Source organism: Stenotrophomonas sp. UBA7606 (assembly GCF_002477705.1).
Taxonomy (GTDB): Bacteria; Pseudomonadota; Gammaproteobacteria; order Xanthomonadales; family Xanthomonadaceae; genus Stenotrophomonas.
Window position 1 is genome coordinate 7,969 of the sequence record NZ_DLJW01000014.1, and the last position, 12,009, is coordinate 19,977.

The 12,009-nt window shown below is 64.0% G+C and carries 9 protein-coding genes and 1 tRNA gene; all 10 read right to left on the reverse strand.

Going from position 1 to position 12,009, the window contains the following annotated elements; genetic code table 11:
* Positions 1 to 561: 561 nt before the first annotated feature.
* Positions 562 to 2,670, reverse strand: a complete 2,109-nt coding sequence (pnp, locus tag B2527_RS02545) for a polyribonucleotide nucleotidyltransferase (RefSeq protein ID WP_293705975.1) — start codon at positions 2,668 to 2,670, stop codon at positions 562 to 564.
* A gap of 147 nt (positions 2,671 to 2,817) precedes the next feature.
* Positions 2,818 to 3,078, reverse strand: coding sequence for a 30S ribosomal protein S15 (gene rpsO, locus B2527_RS02550; protein WP_293705976.1), 261 nt, complete (start codon positions 3,076 to 3,078; stop codon positions 2,818 to 2,820).
* 183 nt (positions 3,079 to 3,261) lie between these two features.
* Positions 3,262 to 4,173, reverse strand: coding sequence for a tRNA pseudouridine(55) synthase TruB (gene truB / locus B2527_RS02555; protein ID WP_293705977.1), 912 nt, complete (start codon positions 4,171 to 4,173; stop codon positions 3,262 to 3,264).
* A gap of 112 nt (positions 4,174 to 4,285) precedes the next feature.
* Complete coding sequence (gene rbfA / locus B2527_RS02560) at positions 4,286 to 4,663, reverse strand: 30S ribosome-binding factor RbfA (protein WP_293705978.1); 378 nt, start codon at positions 4,661 to 4,663, stop codon at positions 4,286 to 4,288.
* A gap of 168 nt (positions 4,664 to 4,831) precedes the next feature.
* Entirely contained in the window at positions 4,832 to 7,465 is a 2,634-nt protein-coding gene (gene infB, locus B2527_RS02565) for a translation initiation factor IF-2 (protein ID WP_293705979.1), read from the reverse strand.
* Between the two features lie 95 nt (positions 7,466 to 7,560).
* A complete protein-coding gene (nusA, locus tag B2527_RS02570; protein ID WP_293705980.1) occupies positions 7,561 to 9,072 on the reverse strand; it encodes a transcription termination factor NusA in 1,512 nt (503 codons plus the stop codon).
* A 4-nt stretch (positions 9,073 to 9,076) separates the two neighbouring features.
* On the reverse strand, positions 9,077 to 9,664 hold the full coding sequence (gene rimP / locus B2527_RS02575; protein ID WP_293705981.1) for a ribosome maturation factor RimP: 588 nt from the start codon (positions 9,662 to 9,664) through the stop codon (positions 9,077 to 9,079).
* A 191-nt stretch (positions 9,665 to 9,855) separates the two neighbouring features.
* Positions 9,856 to 9,932 (reverse strand) — tRNA-Met (locus tag B2527_RS02580).
* A gap of 197 nt (positions 9,933 to 10,129) precedes the next feature.
* Positions 10,130 to 11,590, reverse strand: a complete 1,461-nt coding sequence (nuoN, locus tag B2527_RS02585; protein WP_293705982.1) for an NADH-quinone oxidoreductase subunit NuoN — start codon at positions 11,588 to 11,590, stop codon at positions 10,130 to 10,132.
* Between the two features lie 36 nt (positions 11,591 to 11,626).
* On the reverse strand, positions 11,627 to 12,009 hold a 383-nt coding region (locus B2527_RS02590), incomplete at its 5' end, for a proton-conducting transporter membrane subunit (protein ID WP_293705983.1).

A 12,009-nucleotide genomic window follows, 5' to 3' on the forward strand; every position in this document is an offset into this window, starting at 1 on the left:
GCAGCGCCAGCCAGCCCAGGGGCAATGGCAACAGTGCCGGCGCCCAGGCCACCGCGCAGACCCCCAGCAGGAAGCCCGCCGCCACGACCTTGCCCAAGATCGGCACGCCCTCGCGCCCGGACGCCTCTTCGGACACGTTGTCCATGCCTTCGCCCCGCCACCATCCCAGAGCGCATGCTGTTCCGCGGCCCGATGCATCCCCATCAGTCAAACCGGGCCATCGCGGTCGGGCGAACCCGGGGGCNNGAGAGGGGAAAGCGAGGCTGGCGGCTGTCGGGAGGGGGACGTGCTTTGACGCGATTGGGAGGTGAGGGCAAAAGCGCCCTCACCCCTGCCCCTCTCCCGCAGGCGGGAGAGGGGAAAGCTGGGCTGGCGGCTGCCAGGAAGGTGAGGTGCGTTCACTCGGCTGGGACTTGAGGGCAAAGGCGCCCTCACCCCTCCCCCTCTCCCGCTTGCGGGAGAGGGGGAAGCTTGGCGCAGGGGCTTTGCCTGCCTTTTCGCGCGCAAAAGAAAAGCGGGCACAAGGCCCGCTTTTCTTCTCAGCGATACAACACCGCAGCCTTATTCGGCCGGGGTGCCCTCGCCTTCTTCCACGGCCTTCATCGACAGGCGGATACGGCCCTGCTTGTCGACTTCCAGCACCTTGACCTTGACCACATCACCTTCCTTCAGCACGTCGCCAACCTTCTCGACGCGGTCGCTGGAGATCTGCGATACGTGGACCAGACCGTCCTTGCCCGGCAGGATCGTAACGAACGCACCGAAGTCCATGATCTTGGCGACCTTGCCTTCGTAGATGCGGCCCGGCTCGACGTCCGAGGTGATCTGCTCGATGCGGGCCTTGGCGGCCTGGGCAGCGGCATTGTTCACCGAGGCGATGGTGATGGTGCCATCGTCCTGGATGTCGATCTGGGTGCCGGTTTCCTTGGTGATGGCCTGGATGGTCGAGCCACCCTTGCCGATCACTTCGCGGATCTTGTCCGGGTGGATCTTGATGGTCAGCAGGCGCGGCGCGTAGTCCGACAGTTCGGCGCGCGGGGTGGTCAGGCCGTGGGCCATTTCACCCAGGATGTGCAGACGACCAGCCTTGGCCTGCTGCAGTGCCTGCTTCATGATCTCTTCGGTGATGCCTTCGATCTTGATATCCATCTGCAGGGCGGAGATGCCCTCGGCGGTACCAGCGACCTTGAAGTCCATGTCGCCCAGGTGATCTTCGTCACCCAGGATGTCGGACAGGACGACGAAACGCTCGCCTTCCTTGACCAGGCCCATGGCGATACCGGCAACCGGCGACTTGACCGGCACGCCGGCGTCCATCAGGGCCAGCGAGGAGCCGCAGACCGAAGCCATCGACGAGGAACCGTTGGATTCGGTGATTTCCGACACAACGCGGATGGTGTACGGGAAGGCTTCCAGCGACGGCATTACAGCCAGCACGCCGCGCTTGGCCAGACGGCCGTGGCCGATTTCACGGCGCTTCGGCGCACCGAAACGACCGCACTCACCGACCGAGTAGGGCGGGAAGTTGTAATGGAACAGGAAGTTTTCCTTGTACTCGCCAGCAACGGCGTCGATGATCTGGCCGTCACGTGCGGTGCCCAGCGTGATGGTCACGATGGCCTGGGTTTCGCCGCGGGTGAACAGGGCCGAACCGTGGGTACGCGGCAGCACGCTGGTCTTCACTGCGATCGGGCGGACAGTATCCAGCGCACGGCCGTCGATGCGGACCTTGGTGTCCAGCACCGCGTTACGCATGGTGCTGTATTCCAGCTCGCCGAATTCCTTCGACAGCTCGGCCGGGTTCCAGCCTTCAGCGGCAACGCGGCCAGCCAGGGTTTCGGTGACATCCTTCTTGATCGCCGAGATGGCGTCGCGACGCTGCAGCTTGTCACGCACCTGGAAGGCTTCGCCCAGCTTGCCGCCGACGGCTTCCTGCAGTGCGCTGATCAGCGCGGTGTTCTTGGCCGGTGCAACCCAGTCGCTCGGCTTGGTGCCGGCTTCAACGGTCAGTTCGTTGATGGCGTTGATGACCTTCTGCATTTCGCGGTGGCCAAAGGTCACGGCGCCCAGCATCACGTCTTCAGACAGCAGCGCGGCTTCGGATTCCACCATCAGCACGGCATTGGCGGTACCAGCAACCACCAGCTCCAGCTGCGATTCCTTCAGCTCCGACACGGTCGGGTTGAGGATGTACTCGCCGTCCTTGTAACCGACCTTGGCAGCGCCGATCGGGCCCTTGAACGGGGTGCCGGCCAGCGACAGTGCAGCGGAAGCACCGATCAGCGCGGCGATATCGCCGTCCACTTCCGGGTTCAGCGACATCACCGTGGCGATGATCTGCACTTCGTTCTTGTAGTCTTCCGGGAACAGCGGACGGATCGGGCGATCGATCAGACGGGAGATCAGCGTCTCCTTCTCGGTCGCGCGGCCTTCACGCTTGAAGAAGCCACCCGGGATACGGCCACCGGCGTAGAACTTTTCCTGGTAATCGACGGTCAGCGGGAAGAAGTCCTGGCCTTCGCGCGCGCTCTTGGCGGCGACGGCAGTGACCAGCAACACGGTGTCGTCCATCTTGACGATGACAGCGCCACCCGCCTGGCGGGCGATCTCGCCGGTCTCAAGCGTGACGGTGTGTTTGCCGTACTGGAAGGTTTTGGTGATTTTTGCCACGGGGGATCCTTGAATTGCTTTCTTCGATTGGACCGTTGCCAACCCATGCCGGCAATGGTTGGCCGGGCGGTTCCGGCCGATCTACTACGATTTTGAAGCTCTAAAAACAAAACCGCGGCGCATCGCTGCGCCGCGGCGGGAAATCGATTAGCGGCGCAGGCCGAGCTTTTCGATCAGCGCTTTGTAGCGCGCAACGTCCTTCTTCTTCAGGTAGTCGAGCAGGCTACGACGGCGGTTGACCATCTGCAGCAGACCACGACGGCTGTGGTGGTCCTTCTTGTGTTCCTTGAAGTGGCCGGTCAGCAGTTCAATGCGAGCGGTCAGCAGGGCGACCTGGACTTCCGGGGAACCGGTGTCGGCAGCGCCGCGCTTGTTTTCTTCAATGACTTTCTGGGTGTCGATCGACATGATTTTTCTCTTCAGATGCGGGGCCAGCAGAAACGCCTCATTGACGTACCGCGCAGCTCGCCGATTAATAGGCTGCCCACCGGGGCGGACAGTTGCCCTTTCGAGGGCCGCAAAATTGTAACGGTCACAACCATCCGGAACAAGGCGGGCGTACTCCCAAAGGTGCGGCCCCACCCTGCCCGTTCAGAGATTGAAGCGACGCTGGGGGCCCAAGCGCCCGCCTTCCTCCACCTGGCCCAGGCCCAGCGGCTGGCCGCCGTCACCGTGTACCACCACCAGCCCAACCGGCCAGGCCGGATTGCGCAGCCGTTGCCCGAGGCAGAAGCGGACCGCCTGCGCTGCGTCCAGGTCCACCCGTGCGAACTGGCTCAAGCCCTGCTCGATCGGCAGCAACCAGCCCATCAGGGCCGCCTCATCGCCGGATTCGGCCACCGCACGCAGTTCATCCAGGCCAATCATCTTCGGCGCCATGAACGGCTCCACCCACAGCCGCCGCAGCGCGGTGATATGGGCGCCGCAGCCCAGCATCTCGCCCAGGTCGCGGGCGATGCTGCGGATATAGGTGCCCGAGCCACAGGTAACGCGCAGCGACAGGCGCTCGCCTTCACGCGCCAGCACCTCGATGGATTGCACCTGCACCTCGCGCTCCGGCGCCTCGATGGCCTCGCCACGACGGGCCTTGGCGTAAAGCGGCTCGCCGCCCTGCTTCAAGGCCGAATAGATCGGCGCGCGCTGACGGATGCTGCCGGTCAGGCTGGCCAGGGCGGCCTGCAGCTCACCATCACTGAATGCGGGCACCGGTCGCTCGCGCAACACCACGCCATCGGCGTCATCGGTATCGGTGGTCGCACCCAGCCGCACTTCGGCGTCATAGGCCTTGGCCGAGCCCAGCAGCAGGCCGGCAATCTTGGTGGCCTCGCCAAAGCACAGCGGCAGCAGGCCGGTCGCCAGCGGATCCAGGCTTCCGGTATGACCGCCCTTCTCGGCACGGAACAGGCGACGGGCGACCTGCAAGGCCGTGTTGGAGCTCATGCCAGCCGGCTTGTCGAGCAGAACGATGCCGTCCAGACGGCGGAATTGGATTCGGGGGCGCATGCAACACCAGGGACAGGCCGGCGCGCCATCGGCGCCTGGCAAAAACGGGAAAGCCCAGCCGCGCCGCCATGCGCTGGCCAGACATGACAACAGCCCTTGCGGGCTGCTGCGGTCACTCTTCGTCGGCGTCGGCCTTGGGCGCCTGCGCCTCGGGCAGGTCGCGCAACAACTTGTCGATGCGCTCACCGCGGTCCACCGAGTCGTCGTAGTGGAAATGCAGCTCCGGCACATGCCGCAGCTTCATTGCCCGCGCCAGCGACATGCGCAGCTCCACAGCCAGTTCGCGCAGGCCCTTCACCGCTTCGGCCGAACGCTCCGGCATCAAGGCGGTAACAAATACCTTGGCATGGGCCATGTCACGGGTCACTTCCACGTCCGACACGCTGACCGAGGGCAGCCCGTATTCGCGCACGGCGGCATGCACCAGCGTGCCCAGATCACGACGGATCTGCGCGGAAACACGGTCGGTACGATGGAAAGTCTTAGGCATCAGGCAAGTATCAGCAATAAAAAGTGAATTTCAATGAAACCGAAGGGGCGCACCCGCTGCAGCCGCATTCACGGCCACAGCAGCTGATTCCCAACCCCGGCCGGCAGGGGATCCGTTCGCGGGACCCGCTTCAACGAATCCCGATTCCCGACTCCCCAATCCCAGCCGTCAGAGCGTGCGCGGCACTTCGATGCGCTCGAAGCACTCGATCTGGTCGCCGGCCTTGACGTCGTTGTAGGCCTTCACACCTATACCGCACTCGGTACCGTTGCGAACTTCCTCGACGTTTTCCTTGAAGCGACGCAGCGATTCCAGCTCGCCCTCGAACACCACCACGCTGTCGCGCAGCACGCGGATCGGCTTGTTCCGCTTGACCACGCCCTCGACCACCATACAGCCAGCAACCGCACCGAACTTGGAGCTGCGGAACACGTCGCGGACTTCGGCGATACCGATGATCTCTTCGCGGATCTCCACGCCCAGCAGACCGGAAGCCACCTGCTTCACCTGGTCGATCACGTCATAGATGATCGAGAAGTAACGCAGGTCCACGCCGTTGGATTCGATGATGCGACGTGCCGAGGCATCCGCACGCACGTTGAAGCCGATGACGGTGGCCTTGGAAGCCACGGCCGAATTGGCGTCGGACTCGGTGATGCCGCCCACGCCGGAGTGGATCACATTGATGCGGATGTCGTCGTTGGACAGACCCACCAGCGACTGGCTCAGTGCCTGCACCGAACCCTGGACATCGGCCTTGATCAGCAGGTTCAACACCTGCTGGCCTTCGCCCTTGCCCATCTGCGCCATGATGTCTTCCATGCGGCTGCCCGCCGTGGCCACCAGGCGCGATTCGCGGCGCTTGGTTTCACGGGTCTGGGCAACGTCCTTGGCCAGGCGCTCGTCCTCGACCACGACGAAGTCATCGCCCGCTTCCGGCACGCCAGACAGACCCAGCACCTGCACCGGGATGGACGGGCCAGCCTCGGACACCTGGCTGCCGGTTTCGTCGAACAGTGCACGCACGCGGCCGTACTGGATGCCGCACACCAGGTAGTCACCCTTCTTCAGGATGCCCTGCTGCACCAGCACCGTCGCGACCGGGCCGCGGCCCTTGTCCAGCGAGGATTCGATGACCACGCCATTGGCGCGGCCGTCGGCGATGGCCTTCAGCTCCAGCACTTCGGCCTGCAGCGAAATCGCGTCCAGCAGGTCGTCGATGCCCTGGCCGGTCTTGGCCGAGATCTCCACCATCTGCACGTCACCACCGAAGTCTTCGGCCACGACCTGCTCGGCGAGCAGTTCGTTCTTGACCCGCATCGGGTCGGCCGAGGACTTGTCGATCTTGTTGATCGCCACCACGATCGGCGCGTTGGCGGCGCGGGCGTGCTGGATGGCTTCCTTGGTCTGCGGCATCACGCCGTCGTCGGCGGCGACAACCACCACCACGATGTCGGTCAGCTGCGCGCCACGGGCACGCATCGAGGTGAACGCGGCGTGGCCCGGGGTATCCAGGAAGCTGATCACGCCCTTGGGCGTGGTCACGTGATATGCACCGATGTGCTGGGTAATGCCACCGGCTTCGCCATTGGCGACCTTGGTGCGGCGGATGTAATCCAGCAGCGAGGTCTTGCCGTGGTCGACGTGGCCCATGATGGTGACCACCGGCGCACGCGGCACGGCCACGCGCTCATCGGCATCGCTGATTGCCAGCAGCGCGTCTTCGGCGTCGTTGGCATTGGCACGCACGACCTTGTGGCCGAGTTCTTCGGTCACCAGCGCGGCGGTGTCGTGATCGATGGACTGGGTGATGGTCGCCATGACGCCCATCTTGAACAGCGCCTTGACCACCTCGCCGCCCTTCAGGGCCAGCTTCTGCGCCAGATCGGCGACGGTGATGGTGTCGCCCACGGCGACTTCGCGCACCACCGGTGCGGTCGGACGCTCGAAGCCATGGCTGCCGCCACCGCTGCGCGAGGCATCGTTGCCACGGCGGCCCTGCGGCGCACGCGCACCCGGACGGCCACGCGAGTTGTTGTTGCTGTTGCCGCGACGGGCACGATCGGAAGCAGACAGGTGCAGCTGGCCGCCAAAGCGGTTGCCACCATCGCCTTCGCCACCGCGTGCCTTGCCAGGCTTGGCGTTGGCGCCGGCATTGCCACGGTCGTCACGGGCCGGGGCGCGCGACGGCGCAGCCGGTGCATGACGCGGGGCCTTGGCTACCGGTTCGTCGGCATCGGCCGTGGCCGGTGCAGGCTTGGCGGCCTTGGCCTTGGCGGCTTCCTCGGCGGCGACACGCTCGGCCTCGACGCGGGCGCGCTCGGCTTCCTCCGCAGCCTTCTGTGCGGCGATGGTCTCGTCGCGCACGCGATCCTTCTCGGCCAGCATGCGCTGCTCTTCGAGATTGCGCTGACGCGATTCCTCGAGCTTGCGCAGGATGTCCGCGCGCTCTTCGTCCGGCGTCATCGCAGCCTTGCCACCCTCCGGCTTGACGTAGGTGCGCTTCTGCCGCACTTCGACATTGACGGTGGTCTTGCTGCGACCGGCACTGACCGTCACTTCCTGATGCTTGCGGCGATTCAGGGTGATCTTCTTCGGTGCGGCCTCAGCCTCTTCAACCGGCTGCTCGTCCTTGCCGTGCGAGCGGCGAAGGAAGCCAAGCAACTTCACTTTCTCGGTACTGGTCACGACCTGGTCGGGACCGCTGAACTTCATCCCGGCCTGGGACAGCTGTTCAAGCAGTTTCTCGACCGGCGTATTAACCAGTTCGGCGAGCTTGCGGATGGTGGTTTGCTGCGACATTCGGATCCTATGATCTTGTATGCGCCCCCTCGTCACGAACGAAGGCAGCGCGGAGTCTACGCCCTGAGCGGCTCAGGGCACTGTTCATCGCTGGCTCATTCGCCGCGCTCCAGGCGGGCGATCTCCTCGGCGCGGGCTGCCAGGACCAACGCCGCGGCGCGCTCCAGATCCATGCCCTCGATGCCGAACTCCAGGATCTCGTCGGCCGCCAGGTCCGACAGATCCTCACTCGTGCGCACGCCATTACCGGCCAGTGCATACGCGGTCGCTTCGTCCATGCCCTTCAGTGCCAGCAGGTCCGCGGCCGGTACGCCGTCCTCGGCGCCTTCTTCCACTGCCAATGCTTCATTGAGCAGCGCGTCGCGGGCGCGGGCACGCAGCTCCTCGACGATGTCCTCGTCGAAGCCTTCCACCGCCAGCAGTTCGCCAACCGGAACGTAGGCGATTTCCTCGACGGTATTGAAACCCTCGGACACCAGGATGCCGGCGATTTCTTCGTCCACTTCCAGCTTGTCCATGAACAGCTGGCGGGCGACACCCTGCTCGGCTTCCGACTTGGCGGTCACCTGGTCCTGGGTCATCACGTTCAGCTGCCACCCGGTCAGGCGGCTGGCAAGGCGCACGTTCTGGCCGCCCTTGCCGATGGCCTGGGCCAGGCGGTCCTCTGCCACGGCCAGATCCATCGAATGCTTTTCTTCGTCGACGATGATCGACTGCACTTCAGCCGGTGCCATCGCGTTGATGACGAAGTTGGCTGGGTTCTCGTTCCACAGCACGATGTCCACGCGCTCGCCATTGAGCTCGTTGGACACGGCCTGCACGCGCGAACCCCGCATGCCGATGCAGGCACCGATCGGATCGGTACGGGTATCGTGGGCCAGCACGGCGATCTTGGCGCGGTCACCCGGGTCGCGTGCACAGGCCTTGATCTCGACCAGGCCCTGGCCGACTTCCGGCACTTCCAGCTTGAACAGCTCGATCATGAACTCCGGCGCGGCGCGGCTGATGAACAGCTGCGGGCCACGCGGCTCGGAGCGCACTTCGGCCAGGTAGCCGCGCACGCGGTCACCGGCGCGCAGCACGTCGCGCGGAATGCCCTTGTCCTTCGGAATGAAGGCCTCGGCGTTGCCGCCCAGGTCCACATAGATGTTGCCGCGCTCGGCGCGCTTGACCACACCGGTGACCAGCTCGCCCACGCGGTCCTTCCACGCATCGACCACCTGCTGACGCTCGGCTTCGCGCACCCGCTGCACGATCACCTGCTTGGCAGCCTGGGCGGCAATACGGCCGAAATCCGGGTTCTCGATCTGCTCTTCGATGTAGTCACCCACTTCGACGCCATCGGCCTCGTCCACGGCATCCATCAGGCGGATCTGGCGGTGCGGCGATTCCATCACCACGTCATCGGCCACCACTTCCCAACGACGGAAGGTTTCGTAGCTGCCGTCCTTGTGGTTGATGGCCACGCGCGCCAGCACGTCTTCCTCGGCGTAACGCTTCTTTGCGGCAGACGCCAGCGCGGCTTCGATCGCGTCGAAGATCACTTCACGCGGCACGCCTTTCTCGTTGGCGACTGCGTCAACTACCAGCAAAAGTTCCTTGCTCATCGGCTCACTCCGCGCGCGGCTTTTTGGCCGCCGTTTCGTTATTGGAATTATTCTTGGCCTTGCCCTGCTTGGGGGCCGGACCCGTCGGTTTGGTCGGTGCCAGGCCAAGTGCGGCCCAGTCCGGAATGATGCGTGCCTTGTCGATGTTGTCGAACGAAGCCACGAACGGCTTGTTGTCGACGACAAAGGTCACCGTGCCCTGCGCTGCGTCCACCGCGACGATCTCGCCCTGCAGGCGACGGCGGCTTTCCTGCGGCAGCTTCAGGCCGACCTTGGCGGATTCGCCGATGGCCTGCTCGAACTGGGCCAGCGTGAACAACGGGCGGTCCACGCCCGGCGAGGACACTTCCAGCGTGTAGTTGCCGCTGATGGGGTCTTCGACGTCAAGCTGGGCCGACACTTCGCGGCTCACCCGCTCGCAGTCGTCGATGTTGACCATGCGCTCGGGCTGTTCGGCCAGCGGCACATCGATATACAGGCGCAACGTTGCGCCGCCCGGGGCCGGCAGATATTCGGCGCCAAGCAACTCGAGCCCCAGCGCTTGCACGGTGGGGCCCAGCAGATTCGCGATTTCAGTAGCCTTGTCGCTCACAGCCTGCCTTGAATGTTTGATGAGAACAGGTGCATTCACCCAGCCGGGTTTTCCGCACTTCGGAAACAACAAAGGGCCCAACCGGGCCCTTTGTCCTATGAATCCGTTGACCGGATTCCAGTTGCAGGTACGGAAGCAGCCGTATCTGCGAGCCCAACTTAGTTTGAACCATGTTCCGGTCAAACCAAAGATGGTAGCGGGGGCAGGATTTGAACCTGCGACCTTCGGGTTATGAGCCCGACGAGCTGCCAGACTGCTCCACCCCGCATCAGAAGCGGAATTATGAAGTAAGTAAGCGTGAATTGCAAGCTTTTTTACTTCATTGTTTCTCCGTTTCCGGAGAAACCCAAAGAGAAACTCTCCTTGGCCGAACCACCTCCCGGTGGTTCCGACTGCGCCGTTGCCAGCGCCGTCGTCAACTCAGGAGACGTATATTACACACTTTGTGCAGATTTGTATCTAGTTTCAGGACAAATGTGCAAAAGAATTGCGCATCCACTCCATGACTGGGCCCAGGCCCAGCGGCAGGAACAGCAGCAGGATGGCATTCACGCCCAGCACGATGCCCAGGATGCGGTCGTTGCTGCGCGGCAAGGCCTCACCCACCGGCTCATCGAAGTACATGACCTTGATGACGCGCAGGTAATAGAAGCAACCGATCACCGCGCAGATCACGCCCAACAGGGCCAGCCACAGCAGGCCGCCATTGATGGCCGCGCCCAGCACCGACAGCTTGGTCCAGAAGCCCAGGAACGGCGGAATGCCGGCCAGCGACGCCATGATGCACAGCACCAGGCCAGCCATCCACGGGCTGCGTGCGTTCAGGCCCTTGAAGTCCTCGATGTTCTCGGCTTCAAAACCGGCACGCGACAGCGCGATGATCGCGCCGAACGAGGCGGTGGACATGATGGCGTAGGCAATGGCGTAGAACATCGCGGCCGAATAGCCCTGCTCACCACCACCGGCAATGCCCATCAGCAGGAAGCCGATATGCGACACCGTGGAGTACGCCAGCATGCGCTTGAGGTTGGTCTGGGCAATGGCCATCAGGTTGCCGATGATCAGCGACAGCGCGGCCAGACCAGCCAGCACGTACTGCAGTTCGGCAGACAGCGGGCCAACGCCCATTTCCAGCAGGCGGTACGCCATGCCGAAAGCAGCCAGCTTGGGGGCCGAGCTGATGAACAGCGCGATCGGGGCCGGTGCACCCTGGTACACGTCCGGCAGCCACATGTGGAACGGCGCGGCACCCAGCTTGAAAGCAACGCCGGCCACCATGAACACCGCACCGGTCAACAGCAGCAGGCGTTCATCGCTATGCCCGGCGGCATCGCGGATAACGTCCAGGTGCAGCGAACCGGTGGCGCCGTAGACCAGCGACATGCCGTACAGCAGCAGGCCCGAGGCCAGCGAACCCAGCACGATGTACTTCATGCCGGCTTCGGCGGCGAGCTTGTTCTCGCGGTTGCTGGCAACCAGTGCGTACGAGCACAGCGCCAGCAGTTCCAGGCCCAGGTAGACCATCAGCAGGCTGCCGGCCGAGACCAGGATCATCATGCCCGCGGTTGCGAACAGGATCAGGACCGGGATCTCGCCCTGGAACAGGTTGCGCTCGCGCAGGTAGGTCCAGCCGTAGACCAGGCTCAGGGCGCTGACCAGCACGAGCACCGTCTTCATGATGTCAGCGGCGTTGTCGCGCACGAACATGCCGTGGAACACCTCGCCCTGCCCGCCCACGCCGCCCAGCAGCATGACGAAGGCGACAGCGAGGATGGCCACCGAAAGGAAGTGGGTCCAGACCTTGTGACGGTTGCTGATGAACAGATCAAGGATCAGCAGGGCAAAGGCACCGCCAATCACTACCAGTTCGGGCAGCAACGGCAGCAGGTCGGTCATGGTCAACGGCAGAGGCGTCGGCGTGGTCATCATCAAATCCTGGAATCAATACTCTCGACAGGCCGCTTACAGCAGCTTGCTCGAAGCGATCTGCATCGCCAGATGGGCGATGGACGGCTCCATCAGATCGGTCAGCGGCTTGGGATAGAAGCCCAGCACCAGCGTACCGACGGCAAACACACTCATTACCAGCCACTCGCGACCGTTGATGTCCTTCAGCTCGGCCACATGGGCATTGCCCACCTCACCGAAGAACACGCGCTTGTACAGCCACAGCGAATAGGCGGCGCTGATGATCAGCGTGGTCGCGGCACCCATGGCAACCAGCGGGTTCCACTGGAATGCGGCCAGCACGATCATGAACTCACCCACGAAGCCGCTGGTACCCGGCAGGCCGGAGTTGGCCATGAAGAACAGCAGCGCGAAGGCGGCGAACCACGGCATCACGT